This window comes from Pseudoalteromonas sp. SA25, assembly GCF_011378705.1.
Taxonomy (GTDB): domain Bacteria; phylum Pseudomonadota; class Gammaproteobacteria; order Enterobacterales; family Alteromonadaceae; genus Pseudoalteromonas; species Pseudoalteromonas arctica.
This window is the reverse complement of the sequence record NZ_WTKV01000008.1, coordinates 164,058-185,044: the sequence shown is the minus strand read 5'-3', so window position 1 is coordinate 185,044 and position 20,987 is coordinate 164,058. Positions and strand designations below refer to the sequence as shown.

The window sequence follows — 20,987 nt, the reverse complement described above, 5'->3', positions numbered from 1 at the left end:
GGCTCTAGAATGAGGCTTTCTGCCATCGCATAAAAGTATTTTAATTGACGTGGTATGGCTCCAGGTGTTGAATAAGGTAATCCAACAAGCAACCTCATTATTTGAGCTAAACTACCATTGAAACTCAGTTGGTACGGTAAATAATCACCTTTTAATGTGTGGCACATTTTTACCATCTGATATCGCACCATATTATAAGTAAGCAACACTCCCCACAGCTCTTGCTTTACAAGCGCTGGTAAGCGACTTCTTAATGTTAATCGATTGCCCAGCATATATTGCTTTTGTTCCCGATAACCAAGCTCTATCTCCCAGCGGTGACTGTACAAATCGCCTATATCGGCTGACGGATATCGCATCGGATCTGTCATCGATGTCATCACACTGTATGATTTACCCTTTATTTTTCGAGTCACTAACCTCGCTATTAAGGTGTCAGGCAGCGTTGGCCACATCTTTCTTGCTCTTGGGTTGCTGCTAAGTTGGACTAATTTATCATTACGCCCTAATGTTTGAATAACCTCATATTGCACATTTTTTTTCAGGGGGATTAGCCAGTGGCGTTCACTGCCAGTCGTTTGCCATTTATGTAAAAGCCCTAAAGAATAGAAACCTTTGTCGAATAAAGTGAGACTGTTATCGGGGGTGGTTTCTATAAGCTTTTCAGCCAGCACCATTTCATTGACCTTGTAATCATCAAAAGCACTCCCCGTGATTATGTGGCTGCTTAGCTCCATTTGACACACCATTCTGACCTGTGGGTATTGTGTATTGGTCGGTTTTGTAAAGGCTTCATTGTTTTGGGGTGAGTCATCCGTACGCCAAACAACACCATCGACACCAAGCAAGGTAAGCCCATTCCAATGAGGATGATTAGCGCCATTATTCCAATGCCTTTGGGTGCATTCAAATAAGGCTTTCATGGCGGCTTCACCTAGGTTTTTACGACACTGAGTTAAAGCACTTGGCGCAACAAATGGCTTACCCTCGCGGTCAACAATGTCGAGCATATTAACGACATCGGCCATCGATTCTAGGGTTAGTTTTCTTTTTCGTAGTGTAACGGTTTCGGTCAGTGCATAGGCTTCTTCGATAAGAGATAAAGGGAGTAAATCTACGAGTGTTTCAACGTCATTAGGTTTGATGTTGTTAATAATATCGAGAGCATTAGAAAGTTGCATAAAAAAATCCGAATTCTACAAAAGAATTCGGATTCTTACATACCTAGAAGATCGTTCAAGTGCTATTAACTAATTCTTAAATGATCGGCATTAATGCAAGCGCATACCCTTTTTTGTAGTATTTAATTTGTAAAATTAGTACTTATTTTTATGCGTCCACAAATGCAGTAATTCGCTCGCAATGGTTGCTGCGGCAATGGCGGTAAGCTCGCTTTGGTCATACGAAGGTGATACTTCTACCACATCCATACCTACCATGTTTATGCCTTTTAGCGCACGCAGTACTTTAAGTACTTTATCTGACGTTAAACCACCACACACAGGAGTGCCTGTACCAGGCGCAAACGCAGGGTCTAAACAATCTATATCAAACGTTAAGTAAACAGGTAGGTCACCTACTCGCTCAAGTATTTGCGCTGCAATATCATTTGCATGTAAATCGTTAGCTTGCATTGCATCAATCACAGCAAACTCATGTTTACTTTGATCAAAGTCGGTACGAATACCTATTTGTATACTGTGCTCAACATCAATTAGCCCTTCCATTGGCGCATGGTAAAACATAGTGCCGTGATCAAATCGCGAGCCGTTACTATAGGTATCTGTGTGCGCATCAAAGTGCACTAACGCCATTTTGCCATGTATTTTTGCATGAGCACGTAACAACGGAAGCGTCACAAAGTGATCCCCTCCTAAACCTAATAACGTTTTACCTTGACGAAGTATTTGCTCAGCAGCCATTTCTAGCTGCGCAGTAAAATATTCAGGGTCGCCAACAGGGTAAGTAAAGTCCCCTGCGTCTGCCACTTTTAAGCGCTCAAACAACGGGAACGTCCACGGGTACTTAGTGTCTTCCCATGCTAAATGAACCGACGCACGACGAATCGCATCAGGGCCTAAACGTGCACCAGGGCGACCCGATGTCGCTAAATCAAACGGTAAGCCTAAAACGACTACGTCTGCATCAATTGCATTAATATTTTGCACCATAGGACGACGTAAAAACGTCATCCCATTTGAGTACAATGAGTGATCTGCGTGACCAAACAAAGTCGACATTGCTTATAACTCTTCTAAATAAGTGTAGCCATCAAGGCCGCTTTGCAACTCGTCTAAAACGCTTTGCTGTTCGTGTTTTTCAATTTTAGTGCTTACTAACTGCTCGTATGATTGCTGAAAACTTTCAACATCTAAATGTACATAGCGCATCATATCGGCAACAGTGTCACCTTGGTTTATCTCGGTAATACTTGCAACGCCTTGCTCATCCATATTAACAATTGCGCTGTGCGTATCGCCAAACAAGTTATGCATGTCACCTAAAATTTCTTGATAAGCACCCACCAAGAAAAAGCCCATTAAATAAGGTTTATCAGCGCTAAATTCTGGTACAGGTAATGTGCTTTCAATGCCTTGTCCATCTACGTAATGCTCAAGTGCACCGTCTGAATCACAGGTTATATCAAGTAATACAGCACGTTTTTTTGGTGCTTCAGTTAAGCCACTTAATGGCAATACCGGAAACACTTGATCAATGCCCCATGCATCTGGAAGCGATTGAAATAACGAAAAGTTTACAAAAAACTTATCGGCTAAACGTACGTTTAACTCGTCAATAATAGGACGATGAAAACGGTTTTTGTTATCCATGTGCTTGTTAAGTTCATAACAAATACGAATATTAATTTGTTCAGCCCACGCACGCTGCGCTAAGTCTAATAAACCGAGTGCAAATTGGTTATGCGCTTCAGCTAAATCACCTTGGCTGTCGTGATAAATTTCAATTAATGCACGGTCATCCGTTAAATCAGTTAATTGTACAAACGATGCCCACATGTTTTTTAATAAAAGTGGTGCATCTGCCGCTGGCGCTACTAACTCTTCTGGCGTATAGCTTTCAGTACCAATAACATTAGAAATAAGCACAGCATGATGCGCTGTAAGCGCACGACCCGACTCAGAAATAATAGTCGGCATTGGTTGCTCATATTGCTTACATGTATCACCAATGGTGTACACAATGTTATTTGCATATTCAGCTAAGCTGTAATTCATAGAGTTATGCGACTGGCTACGTGTGCCGTCGTAATCAACAGCCAAACCGCCACCTACATCAAGGCAATCAATTTCTGCGCCTAATTTACGTAGCTCACAGTAAAAACGCGCCGCTTCGCTTACACCTAAACGTACGTCACGAATGTTCGCCATTTGTGAGCCTAAGTGAAAATGTACTAGCTGAAGTAAATCAAGCTGGTTTGCGTCTTTTAAACGATTAACTACGTGTAAAACTTGCGATGCAGATAAACCAAATTTTGATTTTTCGCCGCCACTCGCTTGCCATTTACCTTTACCTTGCGACGCTAAACGTACACGAATACCAATGCGTGGTTTTACGTTAAGCTCTTTTGCTTGGCTAAGCACCATGTCTAGCTCAGAAAGCTTTTCAAGTACGATATACACTTTATGACCTAGCTTTTCGCCAATAAGTGCTAAACGTACGTATTCTTTATCTTTGTAGCCATTACATACAATAACGGCGCTGGTTTTTTCAGCTAGTGCTAGTACTGTAAGTAGTTCAGGCTTGCTGCCTGCTTCTAAACCAAGTTGCTTTTTTTCTACTTGTGCTTGGCTTGCTACTATTTCTTCAACCACTTCACGTTGTTGGTTTACTTTTATTGGGTAAACTAATAAGTAGTCTTTAGGGTAACCATAGTTTTCAATCGCTGTATTAAATGCGCCGCATAAGCTGTGTACACGATGGTGTAAAATTTGCGGGAAACGAACTAAAGCAGGTAAGCTTAAACCTTTATCTTGTAGTTGCTTTGCGATATCTGTTAATGCAATGGTTTGCTCTGGTGCATGAGCCTTGGGTGCAACATACACATCACCTTGATCATTAATACCAAAAAAACCTTGGCTCCAATGACGAACATTGTAGCTCGTACGAGCTTGTTCTAGTGATGTTGTTTCTTTCATTTATCTTTCTCTTTTATTTAATTAATGCCGACTCGGCTAGTGCCGCGCATTAAAAGAAAAATAGACATTCAAGTCCAACAAGTATTTTTACTCGTAACGAGTGATTTTTAATGTTGATAAAACGACCAATCACGTATTGCTCTCTAGCGTATATAAAATAGGACTTTGATGATTGTTAAAGATAAGAAAAGTTGTAAAAAATGGCTGTTTTTAAATGACTCATTATAAATTTTATTAGCAAAAATGAGTTAGCTCATTCACTAAAATTAATCTTGAGTTACTTTTTTATAGAATTTACTTTTGATGGATTAGAGCAAGGCATTCTCAACACCTCAATTACTTACAGTTTAGCCAACGTGTTGTGACCAAGTAATACCCATATATTTTTAAATTGAATATAATTTGCACTTCTAGAACGCTCAGCATAACATCCACCAGCTTCAATAGTTGCTTGGCGCATATGTAGCGTTAGGTACTACCTGTCGTATTGAAGTTGTTATATTTTATTGGCACTTTGAAAATAATCGAGGTAGGACTTTAAATAGCACTAGGGTGTGTTTATCTTTGGAGGTAGAAATTGCAGCTGTGCATTTAGTTTTTAGCCAAGGCAGGGCCTATATGTGTTTCCCCCTATAAATAGGCGCTTTTTATTTATTGAGTATGAGCCAGCTATGCACTTTTTGGGGCGAACATAATTATAGCCATACCTAGCAGTGCAACTAAACCACCAATAATATCCCACATAGTAAGCTTTACGCCATCAACAACCCATAACCATAACAGCGCAACGCAAATATATACGCCGCCATAAGCTGCATACACGCGCCCTGCTGCAGTAGGATGTAAAGATAGCAACCATGCAAATAGTGCCAAACTTAAAGCCGCTGGAATTAAAAGTAAAATGCTTTTATCTTGCTTAAGCCAAAGGTAAGGCAAATAACAACCCACTATTTCTGCTAAGGCTGTAATAGTAAAAAGTGCGATTGTTTTTAGTTCAAACATAATGCTCCACGCTAAGATAACAAGCATAACAATCTATATAAATTGTTATGCTTAGTATTCGTTATGAATCTGCGTTGTTATTCGCTAAGCGCCATGGTGGCAAGTTTCATTGTGCTTTCAAACGACTTAGTGCCCGCTATAAATAAGCCATTGTGACAGAACACAGCGTCATCAATACCGGTTTCATCTACAAACGCTTGATCAGATAAACCTGACCATGCTTTAGGAAGCGGTTTTCTATCTTCAAACGAGCCAGGCTCAACGGGTACTGTTTGTAATATCCATTGCCCAGAATGCGATGGGTAAACCATGTATAGCGCATCGCTTGATAAGATATGCACTGTTTTTTTCCACGGTGTGTATTTTTCAAGCACTATAACTCTGGCATCTTCTGCATTTTCAATTGCTTTAGCAACGATCGCCTTTGCATTTACACTACCGTGAGCTGAGGCGATAAAACGAATGAGCATGCGAGCTGCAAATTCAACAGCTTCATCAAAACAGGTATCAAAGTTACTCTCTTCTTCCCACGTAGGGTTAAACATTGAGATTGTTTGGCTCAAGCTTATTCCCTTTGATACACCTTCAACATGACCACAATCAATGGCATCAATGGTTGAAACTAAGCCTGAATCCACCCTATCAGCCACGGCTTGGTTATCATCACACAGCGCTAAGCCGTATTTTTTCCACACTAAACCAAATGATGAAAAAGGAATGCCATTTTCTCGCTCGCCTGCACCACCGCGTTGATGATGATCAAAGCGATTAGTTTCAGGATCGTATTCGCCACCTACATCAATTACAAAGTCGGCACTCTCTATAAGCGCTTTATCGCGAGTACGAACCAGTTTAAACGTTGGCAAAACATGTTTAAGTACCGCAATACTAAAAACGTCATCTGCATGGAAATTACCATTGTGGGTTACTACTGTTATTTCGCTCATTTGTTTATTGCTACTTTTAGAAAAGATAAAAATTCTCGCTTTGTAAGTTAGTCACTAATTATCGAGGCAGATTTTATACGAAGACAGGTGTTAAAAACAGTGAAGTATTTTTTGCATCACTATAAAAGCTACTTTTATAGTTAATAGCTTGAGTATGACTTTTATTACAAGGTAATAATGAGGCCAGATATTTACGACACATTAAGCTTTAACATGTCGTAGCGTTAATAAGCTTATTGGCTAAGCCCTAACTCCATAAATACACTTTGTGGATTATCTACATATGAGCCAAAACTGCTACAGCGTTTAAAGCCTAAATTTTCATATAAATTGATTGATTTTATTTGTTTTGGACCTGTTTCTAAACGTATTAACGGGATTTGCTTTTCGCCAGCTTGATGTAATAAAATCTGCATAATGCGTCTTGATAGCCCTTTACCACGATGACTTGGTTTTACATATAAACGTCTTATTTCGCCATAAGGCTGAGTATCAAATTTCTCTACAATCGCACCACAGGCAATAATACCTTCATCAGTTTTTAAACCAATAGCATACACATTAGGTAAAGTTAATTCGTTTAACTCCAGAGACTGCGCTGTAGCAACAGGGTATAAAGAATTTATAAGTCGGTCTATATCGTCAAATACATTTACTACATCGGGATCATTAGGGTTCAAATCGACTAACTGCATAAAGCTTCCATTCATTGTTATAAGTTTATTAAGCTTTAAATAATATATTCAAGCGGGCATAGCTTAGCATTGTTTAACCAAAAAATCTTTAGTCCTTATTTAGCATATAGTTTGAAGAATTTTAGCAGCTAGAAAAAGTAAAATGACTTTGCATATGGGGAGTTTTTGTTAGGTTATTACCAATTAGTAAATATTGGCCTTTAGGTAATTAAGCTCTAAGAGCATTTCGTACCAATTTGCTCAATTAAATGATCTATTTTGAGATAAGAAAATCGTGTCGATAGCAAGGCAGAATTTTTTAACACAGTTACCACCAGATTTAATCCCTCTAATTGATTAAGTATTATTGCGGATTGCTATTAGCACTATGCCATTTTAAATAACGTTCTTTATCCATCGGCTTTGCAACTAAGTAGCCTTGCATAGTGTCAATATTCATTTTTTTAAGTAAGTCATACTGCTCTGTTGTTTCTACGCCTTCTGCAACGACCACTAAGTTTAAGCTTTTTCCTAAACTGATAATTGTTTGCGCGATATTAAAGCCAATCTCATTATCTAAAATTTTATCAATAAAGCTTTTATCTATTTTTAATTCTTTAACAGGAAACGCACTTAAGTAAGCTAAGCAAGAGTATCCAGTTCCAAAATCGTCAATCGAAAATAAAAAGCCAGCCGCAATGAGCTCTTTCATTTGCCTAATTGTATAATCTATATCACTAGAGAGCATTGACTCGGTTATTTCTAACTTAATTTGTGATGCTCGAATATCAAATTCATTGATAGTGTTGAACAGCTCACCTTTTAAATTTGATGAATTGAACTGACTTTGACTAATATTAATTGAAACACTAAACGAGTCGTCAATGATAGCGCTTGCTTTAAGCTCGTTAATTAAAATACATATATCATGCAAAACAATATTTTGTAGTTTTTGAATAAGTCCGTATTGCTCTGCAATAGGTATAAATTCGTTTGCTGTTATCAGCCCTCTTTGAGGATGGTTCCACCTAATAAGTGCTTCAGCACCAACAACATCACCCTGCGTATTAACTTGTGGCTGAAAGTAAGCACAAAACTCATTAGACGCAATTGCTCTCACTATGTCGGTTTCTAGCTCTGTTTGCTTTTCAAGTAGTGTTTGCAAGGCTGGGTCGTAAAAGCTGCTGCTATTACCCCCTTTATTTTTAGAACAATACATAGCAGTATCTGCAAATTTTAATATATTGTCAGCCTGTGCGTTTACACTATCAATTAGGCAAATGCCGATGCTACAGCTTACTTGAAATGCAAGGTTGCCCACTTCAAACTTATCATGAAAAGCTCTTTGAATTTCTTTAGCAACGGCTTTACATTCTAGAATTGCCTGCTTTGTATTTTGCCCTATGTGTTTAAGCAAAATAATAAATTCATCACCACCCGCTCTGGCCAGTGTATCTGAGCCTTTTATTATTGCGCTTAACCTTTTTGATAATTCCACAAGTACTTCATCACCCGCACTGTGCCCAAGTGAATCATTAATACGCTTAAAGTTATCTAGGTCTAAAAATAATAATGCCCCTATATTCTTGTTACGCTTAACACTCTCTACACATCGGCTTAATTTGTCGCTAAGCATCCTTCTATTTGGAAGATTAGTTAATGGATCGTAAAAGGCGAGCTTATGAACTTCTTGCTCAGCCTTTTTCTTTATTGAAATATCTCTGGCCATCCACACTACATGTCTTTTTGTAGGGCTACTGGGATTGTAATGATCTAAAGCGGCAGCTCGTCCCTCAAAAACTATGCCCCCTTTGGGAACATTTAATTCATATTCAAATATTTGCATCTCGTTAGTCGAGAGTGTTGTTTCGATGACATCCATTATCATCTGCGCATCTTTTTGAGGAAGTAGGTCTTTAACATTTTCGCCAATAAGATCCGTGGTCGAATCAAGCAGTAACTCATTAGAGGTACCATAAACATCGGTATATGTGCCATCCTCACTTAAAATGAGGATTAGGTCGGGCATTACTTTGGTGAAGGCTTTAAATTTTTCATTACTGTGCTGTAAATTAAAGACAAGCTGTTTTGCCTTCTCAAATTCGTTACTTTTCTCAAGAGCAATACTTGAAAAGTGTACAAAAAAATCTATTAGTTCTAAATCTTGCTCTGATGGGGCTTTAGGGGTGCTGTGATAAATAGCAAAGGTGCCTAACAAATCAGCTTGAGTTGAAAGAATAGGTGTTGACCAACATGACTTAAGATCAAACTTTAGCGCTAAATCTTTAAAGTCCTCCCAAAGCGGTGAGGTTTCAATATTTTCTACAATCGTGCGCGATTTCGAAAATGCTGCAGTACCACATGAACCTACTTTTGGCCCTATGTGAACTCCATTAAGCAAACTACAGTACTCTGGGTGAATATTAGGGGCTGCGCAATGAAAAAGCTGCTGGCCTTTAACTGATAAAATGGAACACCGAGCAGATTCATCATTAATAATCTGCTCTATCGATAAACAAATTTCAGTAAGCACCTCATTTAAAGGTACCCCTAATGCAATTTTAGATAGAATGCCTTGCTGGTGAGATAATAACTTTTTTAACCTATCCGTACCCATTTTCACTTGCTCGCATTATTTATACATATTGATACAACAAAAAGCCTCAAACAGATGCTTTTTTTCTACGTAGTAAAGTTCAGTATAGTCATGATTAGTAAGTTCATTCTTTTATTAATAAAAAACTAACCGGGTCTACATTGATTAATCATAATTGCATATTACTAAACACCTGTAGTTACTATATAACCAAAACCGCAACATTAAAGCTAACACTTTGTTACTTAAAATTACTGTTCAAAATTACTCAGCTATTTATACTGTCACTAATGGTGAATATTTTTTGAGGTTACAGTGCAGATCACACAAGGTATGGAATATTTTTTTTCGGGATTTAAATTAATTAGCCAAAAAGGGTTAAAGCGCTTTGTACTTATCCCGCTTTTAATTAATGTTCTGCTATTTGGTAGTTCATTGTTTTTCTTATTTGGATGGCTAAGTGATAGCTTTAGCTACATCAGTAACATGCTACCAGAATGGTTAAGCTGGCTTGAATGGCTAATGTGGCCAATTGCTGTATTAGTCGTATTATTTAGCTACAGTATGCTATTTACTATAATCACTAATTTTATTGCAGCCCCATTCAATGCTTTATTAAGCGAAAAAGTTGAGCTTTATTTAACGGGTCAAAAAATTAACGATGATGGTTTTTCCGAATTAGTTAAAGATGTACCTAGAATGCTTGCCCGTGAGTGGACGAAGTTGTGCTATTACCTTCCTCGCGCTATTGGTTTTTTCATACTACTTTGGGTTTTACCTGTCATTGGCCAAATACTATGGGTTTTGTTTACCTGTTGGATGTACGCGGTGCAGTATGAAGACTATGCGTTTGATAACCATAAAATTGGCTTTAAGCAGATGAAAGACGATTTAAAATCTAAGCAAGGTTTATCATACGGATTTGGTTTTGCTGTTATGTTATTAACGGCTATACCCTTTGTAAACTTAATAGTTATGCCTGTAGCTGTGTGTGGTGCAACACGTTTGTGGGTCGATAATTATCGACCAAAATACCGTAGTTAATTAAGAGGTAGCTGACTTTTCAATATTCAAAGGTCACCGCACCCGAGATAAAAAAGCACCTAAGGTGCTTTTTTAATCTATTTTTAAAGCAATAAATTCAAGCGATGCACGCCTTGGTAATGCGACACTTTGTTTATCTACTTCTTCAAATTTTTTAATCAAAATACTAAAGCGCTGATTGTTAAAATTAACGGCTGTAACTTCACCAATTTTTATACTGTAGTTTTGCTGCTGATCAAACAGCTTTAGTGTTCGCCCTTTTATACGCTCTACGAATAAGTAAGGTGTTTGGTCTGGCATCTTTAAACGGATAACATTGATTTTACTTAACTCATGTACCGCCACCCAATTTTGACTCTGCATTAACGTATTATAACTACTAATGCCTTCAGGCTGATAAACAACATCTTGGCTTATAACGCATGTCTTACAGCCCTTTACTGATTCAACTCGCCAGTCAATAGCTGTATTTTTGTAATATAAATTGTCATTTTTTAGTAACCATTCACGTGCATTGTTAGTATCGCTACACGCTATTAGTAAGCTTAAAAAACTACTACAAACAATAAACTTAATACTTAACCCTAGTTTCATATTAATGCTCTTTAATTGCTTTTAACTCAGCAATAATTGCACTACTTGGCTGCGCTTCTTTTATATAACTGGGCAGCGTTTCAATATTAGTAGGTGAGCTTTGTAAATTATACACCTTACTATTATTAGTATTTGGCACGCCAAATCGATTACCTGCACTTTGCATATAAAACTGCAAATTAAGCATGCTCCACTCATTTACATCACTAAGTATTGATATTGTATTATCTTGGTTAGTGTCAAAGCTGGTTAAGCTTTCGGTGTTAATTGCATTACAATTAAAATCAACAGGTAGTGAGCTATTTCTATTTAACCCCTGTACTTCAAGTATTGTGCTCTCATTTAAATCTGCTGAACTACCACTTGAATAATCAATAATAAAATCATCTGTAGAGCCTAAATGACTATTAGTATTTGGTGTAATATCGCAGCTAGCATTGCCGGGATAAAAACGCTCATAGTAACGATCGCCTTCGTTATTACCTATTGTTGATAAACCCGCTAATTGATATAAATAATTCATAGAGCTTAAATGATTAGGCTTAAAGTTAACCTCTTCATCGCCACCATGGTATAAGCCTAAGTTATGGCCTAGCTCATGAAAGATAGTTGATGCTTGATAATTATAAGTTACATTGGTTGCTATTTGCGTATCGAGCGTTAAGCCCCAGCCGCCCATAGTTACCATTAAATCATTACCGCTGATCTCAGCAATACCCGACCCACTAATACTGCCATCTTCATTTCCACTACTTGCCATTAATAAGTAATGAAAGATGGGTCTGCGGGTTATATCGGTATATTCCATTTTATAAGCAAACAAATTAGGGCTACTTAAATCGTACTCAAACGGAGTATAACTATTAAAAGGGACAACATTTCCGCCACCTAAATCAAAGTTTTGCGGCGCAATATCGCTATTTTGATCAAATAAGTCACCTACATCAAAATGAACGGTATAGCCTTTACTTGCAAATACACTAACAATTTTTTCAAGTGCAGTTCGATGAGGCGTTATTCCAACATCACTACTATCCATATAATCTATTTCAATAAATATATCTTTTTGTGAAGTACGCGCTCCCCATTCATATAAAGGCAGCCCACCAAATGTTGCCCCCTCTACCTCTGCGCAATCTGGAATACCGTCTTCATCATCATCTATTGAGCAAGTTATATCATTAGGCCCTGCCGGAGTATTGAATACTGAGTAGTTCCAGTCTGTATTTTGGTTAGTATCGGTTGCGCCGAGCGTACGCTTTAAGCTGGCGCCCTGCTCTGGCGGTATTTGTGCAGCATTTTCGCCTGCCACTGCGAGGCTGTTACAGGCTCTTGGGTTGAATTTCCAAACTTAACAAAGTCGATAGTTTGTGTACCCGCACTATTAAGTAATTCTGCAAAACCATTTATGTACCAATAAGGCCTAATTTGATCATTCGCGCTACCAACAAGCACAAGCTTAGTGTTATTTAATGACGCACTTGCTAAAAAGTCATCGCCAAAGCGGCTTTGTAAAATAATATAGGCGCCATTTAAAAGCTCTTTATTAGGCAGCGTAAATACTTGCTCATCACTCAACGTACTATCAGACATATTAATACTGCGAGCTTTAAGAGAGTAGTCTTGTAAATTTACTGTCGCACCGGTGCCGTTATAAAGTTCAATCCAAGGTAAGTCATTACTAAATTGCACAGATGAAAGCTCTGTTATTTTTATATCTTGGCTAGAAGTTGTAAACGAGGTGGCAGTTTGCGCCAAAATAGTTGCGCTATCAAAATTAGCTAAATCAGCTGTAACACGAACAATATATTGAGTGTCTTCATCAAAGCTTGCGCTTAAATTTACAGTATGAAAATAAGTACTTGTGTCGCTGGTAGTACCCGACAAACTTTCAATAGTTAAGGCCAAGCAAGTAGTAAAATTATCTGCTGACACTTGTACGCTTCCAGTACAAGTACCACTGCTAGAGTTAACGGCTAAAGTACTCACGAGCATAATATCTGAAAATGTAATGCTAACAGGGCTATCTACAAATACTGGTTCATTACTATTTTGGGGCGTTACATTACTAATTGTAGCGGGCGTTGAATCAACAACGGTAACATTCAATACAAATTCAGTTGTGTCTTTTGTATCAGTCGCCGTTAACGTATAGCTTTGTGGAGTGATACTGTTTGCAGGAGGTGTGTAACTAAAACGTAAGGCTTGGGCGTCAATAACACTGATTTGCGCACCATTTAAATCATCACCAAAGTCAATCTGTACGCTATCGTTATCTGCGTCGCTAACCACTAAGCTAAATTCTGTGGCTTGGTTATATTGCACATTTATATTTACATCATCGGCAGTAGGTGGGTTATTTGGGGCTAATATTACAACTATTTTCTGGGCGTTATTTGTAGCGTTATCGTCATCGGTAACAGTTACTACAAACGTTACATTGGTATTTTGCGCAACAGTGGGCGCATTAAAGCTAATACTTGTTTCTGTTTGGGTAAGTTCAACTACAGGGCCACTTGTTTGCTGCCAGGTTATGCTATTAATACTACCATCGCTGTCTTGTGCATCTGCAACTAGGGTTACAATGTCATCTTTTTCAGCTTCTTCTGGGCCTGTAACAATGACTGTTGGCGCGCTATTTACTTGATTAATTAAAACCGTTTTACTCGCTTGAGCGCTTTTACCGGCATTGTCTGTTACGGTTACGCTAAAGCCTAGCGTTGTATTTTCAGATACATTGGGGGCAGTAAAACTAAGTACACCATCTGACTGGCTAAAATCAACATTATCTCCCGCAGACTGAATCCAACTAATAGTGCTTATAGTTCCATCTGTATCTTGAGCGTTAGCAACTAAGCTTACTTGTGTGTTAGCAAGTGCACTACTTGGGCCTGTAATATTAACTGTAGGTGCATTATTTTGAGAAGTGATAGTGCCTGAAAATACTTGTTGTGCAGTAGCACCTGAATTATCAGTAACAGTAACTGAAAAACTAAAGGTCGTGTCAGTGGTTACACTCGGTGCAGTGGCTGTAAGCGTATTGCCATTAACAATAAATGTAAATTCAGGACCACTAAGTTGTTGCCATTGATAATTGGCTATTTGCCCGTCACTATCACTTGCAAGCGCAGTAATAGTAAACGATTGGTTAGAGACAATAACGTTACTACTAACAGAGAGCGTAACACTGGGCGCAGCGTTACCAGAGGGCGTAGTTGAATCACTACCTTCTCCGCCGCCGCCACAACCTGTGATTAAAAGTGATAAAAAAAGTAAACTTTGCCATTTATTAATATTGTTTTTTACCACTTTTAGCCTCTACATATTAACTATACAAATTTTGTGGCACCTTAGTAACGTTTAAATGAACGGTTATTTCCTCACGATCATGATAGAGATGTTTAGCTTGTAACTCGTAATTAATGCTATGTTTCTCAAGCTCTTTTCTTATCATCGAAAGACATTCATAAACACTATCAAAGCGTTTTTTCATAGGTAGTTTTAAGTTAAATATAAACTCTTTTGCGTATGCATTTACTGCCCAGTCAATCATTAGCGTAGTCACTTTGGTTGGTTTTTCCACCATATCGCACACTAACCAAGTAATATTTCTTTTTTCTGGGCGATATTTAAAACCATCTGCTCTAAAATGTTTAACTTGACCCGTTTGCATTAAATCGTCATTCATTGGGCCGTTATCAATCGCACTTACAAACATACCACGGCGTACAAGCTGATAAGTCCAACCACCCGGGCATGCACCTAAATCAACACTGCGCATACCTGCTGCCACGCGTGATTCACGTTGTTGCTCAGGAATAAATACATTAAACGCTTCGTCGAGTTTTAACGTTGAACGACTCGGTGCATCGCTTGGCATACGAAGGCGTAAAATACCCATGAAAAATGGAGAATTATTAAAGCTATACGAGTAACCAACATAAGCCGTATTGTTTGTTAAAAACATGACATGCATTACTGGGCGGTTTGCTTTTGGCTCACGCAGTACTGTATTTTGTTTTTCGAGGGCTTTTTTAAGCGGCGTTGATATTTTTTTACAGAACGTTAAAAGCTCTTTGCCTTCATTTGTATCTGGCGTTTCTACGCGCAGCTCTGAGCACAATGTAAAATCTTTAGCAGCTTCAACTACTGCACTTACACGGTCCTCTACTGGCATGTTTTCAAGTAATGTACCGGCAAACCATTGGCGTGCGAACACCATATTTTTAAAATCGACTTTTTTGATTATTTCGTCGCTGTGATGCGCTTCAAAACATTCGTAAACAACATAACCTGTATTTGGCTTTGCTTTTACATACCCTGCAAAACCCTGCTCTGCAGCATGAAACGTTATTTCAGCAGCGGCATCGCTTTCAAAACCACTACGACAATAAATCACAACACTAGACATATTAACCCTTAAACTCTTTAAAACTTAAATCGTGCGACTTGCACTAAAATAACAATCCAACCAATAATAAAGCACAATCCACCAAGCGGTGTTATCGGCCCTAGCCACTTCATATCTGTTAGAGCGAGTAAATATAAACTGCCACTAAAAAGTAGTGTGCCCGTTATAAAAAAGCCACCAGCCCAACTCAGGTTTATGCCCCATTTAATTAAAATAGCCACCGCAATAAGTGCAAGGCCATGCACCATTTGATACTCAGCAGCTGTTTTAAAAACCCCTAATGAATACTCCGATAAACGGCTTTTTAAACCATGGGCAGCAAATGCACCTAACATAACCGAGAGCATACAAAAAATACTGCCGGCCATTAAAAATAATTTAATCATCTAATCCCCTAATCGAGTCTTAACACATCTCTACTTGTTGCTTAATAAATTCAACGGCACTTAACGCTGCTGTTTCTCTATTTTGCAGTTCAGTTACGCCACTTTTTTTACGTGGTTTTAATGAATGATCGCCATCAGTCAGCCATGTGAGTAAAGGCTGTTTTGGCATTTCCATAGTAAGCAGTTCTTCACGTGTACCAAATGTATCTCGCTCGCCCTGTAATACTAAAAAAGGACAAACAATATCAGCAAAATGATCGGTGCGTAACTTTTCTGGTTTACCCGGCGGATGAAATGGATAACCAAATGCAATAACACCCGAAAGTCTTTGCTCTGTGCTGCACGCAAGCATTGATGCCATGCGTCCGCCCATCGATTTACCGCCTATAAATAACGGTAAATCTGGCTGCGCCTGACCAAGCACTTGCTCATAATAAGTAAGTAGCTTTGGCGCTCGCTCTGGAGGCCTACGTTTATTAGTTTGTTTAGCAATTTGCATATATTCAAAATCAAATAAGCCAACATCAACACCTTGCTCGCTTATTAATTTTGCCATATGTTGCATAAAGTCAGAATCGCTACCGGCACCTGCACCATGCGCAAATATAAACTGTGCAATTGCAGGTTGTGCGGTGCTTTTAAACCATTCAATCATTATTAATACTCATGTTCTTGTTCATGCTCTACTAAGCTCAGCATCCACTCTTTAAACGAAACTATTTTACCAAGCTCTGTTTGCGATTCGCGAAGCACTAAGTAATATGCATTTTTACTTTCTAGACTGTGATTAAACGGAATAACCAAACGCCCTGCATCTATGTCGGGTTTAGCTAATACACTATTACCAATTGCCACACCTTGCCCATGTACTGCAGCTTGAAGCACCATTGATGAGTGACTAAATATAGGTCCTTGATTTACCTGAATGTTACGCACGCCTGCAGTTTTCATCCACGTTTTCCAGTTTTTACGTGTGGTGTCATGCAATAAGGTGTGATGCGCTAAATCACTAGGTTGATCAAGCGGCTTTAATCCGCTTAATAACATAGGACTACAAAGTGGTACTAAATACTCGGTATGAAGTTTGTACGCTTGTACGCCATTCCAATGACCTCTTCCATAGTAAATAGCAATATCTACGTCATCAGTCAGTGAGTTTTCATCTTGATCTTGTGCTTTTATTCGCACGTCTATCTCTGGGTGTAACTCATTAAACAAACTCAAACGAGGCACTAACCACTGAATAGCAAAACTTGGTGTTAGACTAACTGTTAATGAGCCCTTAGCACCACGGGCTAATAGCTTTTCAGTTGCATCAATAAGCTGAGTAAAAATCTCTTTTATATCTAAAAAGTAGCCTTGGCCTTCTTCAGTTAATAGTAATGAGCGGTTTTTACGTAAAAACAACTTTAAACCTAAATGCTCTTCAAGTGTTTTTATTTGATGACTTACTGCCGCCTGCGTTACATAGAGCTCTTCTGCAGCCTTAGTAAAACTTAAATGACGCGCAGCCGCTTCAAAGGCTTTTAATGCGTTTAATGGAGGTACCCGTCTTGACATAATAACCAAGCTTAGAATTAGTTTTTCTTATGCGTGAGATTATATACATCATATAAGTTTGTGTATATTAAAGGCATAAAAAAAGCGACCTGAGTCGCTTTTTAATAAACATCATGCTTAATTATAAATCGCTTGCACTTGTATCAAGTGGGGCAAAGCTTTTAATTAAATCATCAACCGCTTTCATTTGCGTTAAGTATCCTTCTAACTTACTAAGCGCTAGCGCACATGGGCCATCGCATTTAGCTTCGTTAGGGTTTGGATGCGCCTCAATAAATAAACCTGCAATACCTAGCGCCATACCGCTACGTGCAAGCTCTGCTGCTTGTGCACGACGACCATCAGCAGAGTCAGCTCGTCCACCAGGGCGTTGTAGCGCATGTGTTGCATCAAAAATAACAGGCGCCATTGCTTTCATGTCATCCATACCCAGCATATCAACCACTAGGTTGTTGTAACCAAAGCTAGAACCACGCTCACAAAGTGCGATGTTATTATTACCCGCTTCATTAAATTTAGTAATGATGTGGCGCATTTCATGTGGCGCTAAAAACTGTGGTTTTTTCACGTTAATAATTGCACCTGTTTTAGCCATCGCCACAACTAAATCTGTTTGACGTGCTAAAAAGGCTGGTAACTGAATTACATCAACAACTTCAGCAACAGGTGCTGCTTGATGCGGTTCGTGTACATCGGTAATAAGCGGTATGTTGAAGGTCTTTTTAATCTCTTCAAATATTTTTAAACCTTCTTCCATACCAGGACCACGGTACGAATTGATTGAAGAACGGTTAGCCTTATCAAATGACGCTTTAAATACATAAGGAATATTGAGTTTCGTCGTAACTTCTACGTAATGCTCTGCAACACGCATAGCTAAATCGCGAGATTCTAATACGTTAATACCACCAAACAATACAAACGGTTTGTTGTTTGCTAGTTCAATTTCATTAATTTTAATAATTTGGTCTTTCATTTAAATTCCTTATGGTGCAACTGCTTGCATCATTAATCCACAAATATAAGCCATATAAGTACCCACACCATAGCCCAGTACAGCTAACAGGACACCAACAGGCGCAAGCGAAGGGTGAAATGCTGATGCTACAACAGGTGCAGACGCTGCACCGCCCACATTAGCCTGCGAGCCCACAGCCATATAAAATAACGGTGCTTTAATTAGTTTAGCTACTACTAACATTATGCTTGCATGCACTAACATCCAAATGGCACCAACTAAAAATAACCCTGGGTTATTAAAAATAGCGGTTACATTCATATGCAAACCAATTGATGCGACTAAAATATATAAAAAGCTAGAGGCTACCTTTGAAGCGCCAAACGCTTCTATTTGTCTAACTTTAGTAAACGATAAGCCTATGCCAATCGTTGTTGATATAACAATTAGCCAAAAGAATTTACTGTTTAAGCTGTACTCTTTTGCCCATTCATAAGTCGTGCCAAAGTACGGACCTAAAAAGTCAGCACAAAAATGCGCTAAACCGGTTATACCAAATGCAATTGCAAGCAGCGTTATGTAATCGTTAAGAGTAGGAATACGTGCGTGTTCGGCGTGATAGGCTTCAACACGTTTTTTTAAGTCTTCAATTGCGCTTGTATCAGCCCCCGTAGCAGCATCAATTTTTTTATGGTTTGCTGCCATTAACAATAAAACAGCCATCCAAATATTCGCGACTATTACATCGACTGTAATCATCACAGAAAATATATCACCACCAACTTCAAACATCTCTTTCATTGATGCTTGGTTAGCACCACCGCCAATCCAGCTACCCGCAACGGTTGTCATACCGCGCCATACTGCATCGGGCCCATGACCACCAACAATACTTGGATCAAATGCACTCACGACTAAAATAGCTAATGGCCCACCAATAACAATGCCCAATGTACCCACTAAAAACATAATGAGCGCTTTAGGGCCTAAGTTAATAATAGCTTTTAAATCAATACTAATGGTAAGCAGTATTAAACAAGCAGGCAGTAAGTAGCGCGAAGCCACATAATAAACATTGGATTTATTACCATCTACAATACCAAAGGTATTTAATAACGAAGGTAAAAAGTAACACAGTAGTAAAGCAGGTACGTATTTATAAAATCGTTTTAAAGCTGGACGCTCACTATTTGAGGTTTTAAAAATAAACCCCAAAATAATAGCAAGCAAACCAAGCACAACGGCATCATTTGTAATTAATGCGCTTTGAGTTTCAACCATAATTATTCCTATTCTTAATGGTGCGTTTTATTATTATCTTCTAGTTCTTCTATTTGGTGTTGAATAATCTCTATTGCAGGATCGTCCGGACACTCATCGACAAAAAACTGTAAATCATCACGTGCCATTTTAGGGCAACCGAGCTGATTTAATAAGTAACCTCTGTCGCGTCTCTCATACGGGTCGTCGCCTATTAGCTCCATTAGCATCTCTACACAGGTCAAAGCATGACCAAATTTGTTTTCGCTAATGAAAGACCATTTTTGCTGAGCTAAAAATAGCTTATATACTTCGTCATCAAAAATTAACTCTAAAGGCTCTTGTTCTTGCCCATCATCTTCATCTGCGTTTTCAGGGATGATATACCAGCTTTGTTGCCCGCTGCTTGGCTCAATTATGTAGCCCTCTTCATCACTTATCGCCACATGAACACCAACATCACCCAGCGTAAGACTAAGATTTGCATCAAAGTTAGCTTGTTGTAAAAAGTGACAAAGTATAATTGCAAGCGTTGTTGGTGAGCCACTACGCATAGAAAGCGTATAGCTTAATGTATTTAATTTGTATTCTGGCACTTTTAAGCCTGAGGCACTAAATAGCCAATCGCTGTAAAACATATCTAATAATTTTTCGAAGCGATCGTGCTCATCACTCACTTTTAAACACAGCGCTGAAATTTGCTGTTCAAAGTCAGTTAAAGTTTCATAACATGGTGTTAAATCTATCTGAGGGTCCCATTTTGACTCTGCTTTAATACAGCGGTAAATCGCTGGAGGTGTAAATTCATCGTAAGCATCATCAAGATAAGATTCATCGTGTTCGTCAAACCCGAGGGTAGTCATTAATACTGCAACATTTTAGAAAACGAAGGCGTAGTTTACCTAACTTTAAAGCTATATACCAATATAGAGATGTTTTTGAATATTTTCTGAGAGGGAGTCGTATTTGAGCTTTATAAAACAACTATAAAGCTCAAATAGTCAGGTATTACTTAAAGCAAAAAAGCTGATTTAGACGTCGCTAAATAACCTATCGCTAAAATAACAGCAGTGTTAACTAAAACGTAAGCAACTTTAGCCGTCATTTTAGTTTGTCTGGCGCTTTTAGCCCCAATACCAATATATATAACCACTAAAACTATTTTTTCTAATAGCCAATATTGTTCAAACGGGTTAATTTTAGCCATAAATATAAGCGTAAGTGCAGACACTAATAGCAAAGTATCTATACTATGACTACCAATCATTACCGCTTTATTTTTTGCTAATTTACCACTGCCCATTCGCGAAAATGCGCGAACATAAAATAAAATCACACTCAACATCGCAATTGCCATGTGTGAATGCTTTACTGCTAAATAATCCATATGCCCCTGTA

19 protein-coding genes are annotated in these 20,987 nt (G+C 38.5%); 1 reads left to right on the top strand and 18 read right to left on the bottom strand.

From position 1 onward, the window contains the following. From GQR45_RS09060 to GQR45_RS09030, 7 genes are all read right to left on the bottom strand, one after another. Positions 1-1,181: IS4 family transposase (locus GQR45_RS09060; protein ID WP_165725439.1), on the bottom strand; the 1,181-nt coding region annotated here is incomplete at its 3' end. Positions 1,182-1,316: 135 nt separating this feature from the next. After that, on the bottom strand, positions 1,317-2,240 hold the full coding sequence (gene speB, locus GQR45_RS09055; RefSeq protein WP_007583987.1) for an agmatinase: 924 nt from the start codon (positions 2,238-2,240) through the stop codon (positions 1,317-1,319). Positions 2,241-2,243: 3 nt separating this feature from the next. Continuing rightward, complete coding sequence (gene speA, locus GQR45_RS09050) at positions 2,244-4,157, bottom strand: biosynthetic arginine decarboxylase (RefSeq protein WP_007378101.1); 1,914 nt, start codon at positions 4,155-4,157, stop codon at positions 2,244-2,246. 669 nt (positions 4,158-4,826) lie between these two features. Next, positions 4,827-5,159 carry a YnfA family protein gene (locus tag GQR45_RS09045; protein WP_007378102.1) on the bottom strand — a complete coding sequence of 111 codons (333 nt, stop codon included), beginning with the start codon at positions 5,157-5,159 and terminating at the stop codon, positions 4,827-4,829. A 77-nt stretch (positions 5,160-5,236) separates the two neighbouring features. Continuing rightward, positions 5,237-6,106 (bottom strand): MYG1 family protein, encoded by an 870-nt coding sequence (locus tag GQR45_RS09040; RefSeq protein ID WP_007583983.1) that lies wholly within the window; start codon positions 6,104-6,106, stop codon positions 5,237-5,239. Positions 6,107-6,339: 233 nt separating this feature from the next. Continuing rightward, the gene (locus tag GQR45_RS09035; protein ID WP_007583982.1) at positions 6,340-6,801 is read right to left on the bottom strand and encodes a GNAT family N-acetyltransferase; all 462 of its coding nucleotides are present in this window, start codon (positions 6,799-6,801) and stop codon (positions 6,340-6,342) included. A 343-nt stretch (positions 6,802-7,144) separates the two neighbouring features. Beyond that, positions 7,145-9,397, bottom strand: a complete 2,253-nt coding sequence (locus GQR45_RS09030) for an EAL domain-containing protein (RefSeq protein ID WP_165725708.1) — start codon at positions 9,395-9,397, stop codon at positions 7,145-7,147. Between the two features lie 294 nt (positions 9,398-9,691). Here GQR45_RS09030 and cysZ point away from each other — a divergent pair, with 294 nt between their 5' ends. Beyond that, the gene (gene cysZ / locus GQR45_RS09025; protein WP_024591607.1) at positions 9,692-10,420 is read left to right on the top strand and encodes a sulfate transporter CysZ; all 729 of its coding nucleotides are present in this window, start codon (positions 9,692-9,694) and stop codon (positions 10,418-10,420) included. A 72-nt stretch (positions 10,421-10,492) separates the two neighbouring features. On the opposite strand, the gene GQR45_RS09020 is transcribed toward cysZ, so the two are convergent. From GQR45_RS09020 to GQR45_RS08975, 11 genes are all read right to left on the bottom strand, one after another. Beyond that, positions 10,493-11,014: a hypothetical protein gene (locus GQR45_RS09020; protein WP_165721406.1), complete on the bottom strand. Its 522-nt coding sequence runs from the start codon at positions 11,012-11,014 to the stop codon at positions 10,493-10,495. A 1-nt stretch (position 11,015) separates the two neighbouring features. Further along, positions 11,016-12,326, bottom strand: coding sequence for a hypothetical protein (locus GQR45_RS21355; RefSeq protein WP_240920194.1), 1,311 nt, complete (start codon positions 12,324-12,326; stop codon positions 11,016-11,018). Continuing rightward, positions 12,275-14,323 carry a cadherin-like domain-containing protein gene (locus GQR45_RS21350; RefSeq protein WP_240920192.1) on the bottom strand — a complete coding sequence of 683 codons (2,049 nt, stop codon included), beginning with the start codon at positions 14,321-14,323 and terminating at the stop codon, positions 12,275-12,277. Before GQR45_RS21350 ends, GQR45_RS21355 begins: the two co-directional genes overlap by 52 nt. A gap of 16 nt (positions 14,324-14,339) precedes the next feature. Further along, a complete protein-coding gene (gene rlmM, locus GQR45_RS09010; RefSeq protein ID WP_007583974.1) occupies positions 14,340-15,425 on the bottom strand; it encodes a 23S rRNA (cytidine(2498)-2'-O)-methyltransferase RlmM in 1,086 nt (361 codons plus the stop codon). 17 nt (positions 15,426-15,442) lie between these two features. Next, positions 15,443-15,811: a DUF423 domain-containing protein gene (locus GQR45_RS09005; protein WP_007583972.1), complete on the bottom strand. Its 369-nt coding sequence runs from the start codon at positions 15,809-15,811 to the stop codon at positions 15,443-15,445. 19 nt (positions 15,812-15,830) lie between these two features. Continuing rightward, on the bottom strand, positions 15,831-16,466 hold the full coding sequence (locus GQR45_RS09000) for an alpha/beta family hydrolase (RefSeq protein ID WP_165725707.1): 636 nt from the start codon (positions 16,464-16,466) through the stop codon (positions 15,831-15,833). 2 nt (positions 16,467-16,468) lie between these two features. Beyond that, positions 16,469-17,371, bottom strand: coding sequence for a transcriptional regulator GcvA (locus GQR45_RS08995; protein ID WP_002958561.1), 903 nt, complete (start codon positions 17,369-17,371; stop codon positions 16,469-16,471). A 121-nt stretch (positions 17,372-17,492) separates the two neighbouring features. After that, on the bottom strand, positions 17,493-18,347 hold the full coding sequence (gene kdsA, locus GQR45_RS08990) for a 3-deoxy-8-phosphooctulonate synthase (RefSeq protein WP_007583968.1): 855 nt from the start codon (positions 18,345-18,347) through the stop codon (positions 17,493-17,495). A 9-nt stretch (positions 18,348-18,356) separates the two neighbouring features. Continuing rightward, positions 18,357-19,610, bottom strand: coding sequence for a DUF819 family protein (locus tag GQR45_RS08985; protein ID WP_165725706.1), 1,254 nt, complete (start codon positions 19,608-19,610; stop codon positions 18,357-18,359). 14 nt (positions 19,611-19,624) lie between these two features. Then, positions 19,625-20,452, bottom strand: a complete 828-nt coding sequence (locus GQR45_RS08980) for a tetratricopeptide repeat protein (protein ID WP_007583966.1) — start codon at positions 20,450-20,452, stop codon at positions 19,625-19,627. A 149-nt stretch (positions 20,453-20,601) separates the two neighbouring features. Then, positions 20,602-20,976, bottom strand: a complete 375-nt coding sequence (locus GQR45_RS08975) for a SirB2 family protein (RefSeq protein ID WP_007583965.1) — start codon at positions 20,974-20,976, stop codon at positions 20,602-20,604. Between the last annotated feature and the right edge of the window lie 11 nt (positions 20,977-20,987).

What these genes read in the sequence shown, in the direction of transcription:
- speB (WP_007583987.1), bottom strand. Translation starts at nt 2,240, where the DNA reads ATGTCGACTTTGTTTGGTCACGCAGATCACTCATTGTACTCAAATGGG.
- speA (WP_007378101.1), bottom strand. Translation starts at nt 4,157, where the DNA reads ATGAAAGAAACAACATCACTAGAACAAGCTCGTACGAGCTACAATGTT.
- GQR45_RS09045 (WP_007378102.1), bottom strand. Translation starts at nt 5,159, where the DNA reads ATGTTTGAACTAAAAACAATCGCACTTTTTACTATTACAGCCTTAGCA.
- GQR45_RS09040 (WP_007583983.1), bottom strand. Translation starts at nt 6,106, where the DNA reads ATGAGCGAAATAACAGTAGTAACCCACAATGGTAATTTCCATGCAGAT.
- GQR45_RS09035 (WP_007583982.1), bottom strand. Translation starts at nt 6,801, where the DNA reads ATGCAGTTAGTCGATTTGAACCCTAATGATCCCGATGTAGTAAATGTA.
- GQR45_RS09030 (WP_165725708.1), bottom strand. Translation starts at nt 9,397, where the DNA reads ATGGGTACGGATAGGTTAAAAAAGTTATTATCTCACCAGCAAGGCATT.
- GQR45_RS09020 (WP_165721406.1), bottom strand. Translation starts at nt 11,014, where the DNA reads ATGAAACTAGGGTTAAGTATTAAGTTTATTGTTTGTAGTAGTTTTTTA.
- rlmM (WP_007583974.1), bottom strand. Translation starts at nt 15,425, where the DNA reads ATGTCTAGTGTTGTGATTTATTGTCGTAGTGGTTTTGAAAGCGATGCC.
- GQR45_RS09005 (WP_007583972.1), bottom strand. Translation starts at nt 15,811, where the DNA reads ATGATTAAATTATTTTTAATGGCCGGCAGTATTTTTTGTATGCTCTCG.
- GQR45_RS09000 (WP_165725707.1), bottom strand. Translation starts at nt 16,466, where the DNA reads ATGATTGAATGGTTTAAAAGCACCGCACAACCTGCAATTGCACAGTTT.
- GQR45_RS08995 (WP_002958561.1), bottom strand. Translation starts at nt 17,371, where the DNA reads ATGTCAAGACGGGTACCTCCATTAAACGCATTAAAAGCCTTTGAAGCG.
- kdsA (WP_007583968.1), bottom strand. Translation starts at nt 18,347, where the DNA reads ATGAAAGACCAAATTATTAAAATTAATGAAATTGAACTAGCAAACAAC.
- GQR45_RS08985 (WP_165725706.1), bottom strand. Translation starts at nt 19,610, where the DNA reads ATGGTTGAAACTCAAAGCGCATTAATTACAAATGATGCCGTTGTGCTT.
- GQR45_RS08980 (WP_007583966.1), bottom strand. Translation starts at nt 20,452, where the DNA reads ATGACTACCCTCGGGTTTGACGAACACGATGAATCTTATCTTGATGAT.
- GQR45_RS08975 (WP_007583965.1), bottom strand. Translation starts at nt 20,976, where the DNA reads ATGGATTATTTAGCAGTAAAGCATTCACACATGGCAATTGCGATGTTG.